This window comes from Neisseria blantyrii, assembly GCF_962747855.1.
Lineage (GTDB): Bacteria > Pseudomonadota > Gammaproteobacteria > Burkholderiales > Neisseriaceae > Neisseria > Neisseria viridiae.
Window position 1 is genome coordinate 1 of the sequence record NZ_CAUIZY010000042.1, and the last position, 210, is coordinate 210.

Here is a 210-nt window from a genome sequence, read left to right on the forward strand (position 1 = left end):
ATTATCCACAGGAGGCTGACAAATCCGCTGACGCCGGCTGCCATAAACAGGATTTTTTCCCAAGCGTTCATAGGGGGCATAGGCGTTCGGCTGCCCTCAGTGGTCGGCCCGTCAAGCAAAATATAGATGATGACGGTAACAACATACAAAAGTACCGGTTTGCGATACAGCATCCAAATATGTTTCAGCCTGTCCGACATACCCCCTCCC

The 210-nt window shown here is 51.0% G+C and carries 1 protein-coding gene; it reads right to left on the minus strand.

Annotated features, from left to right (window positions below):
• Positions 1-210: peptide ABC transporter permease (locus Q9J80_RS10840; RefSeq protein WP_301673282.1), on the minus strand; the 210-nt coding region annotated here is incomplete at both ends.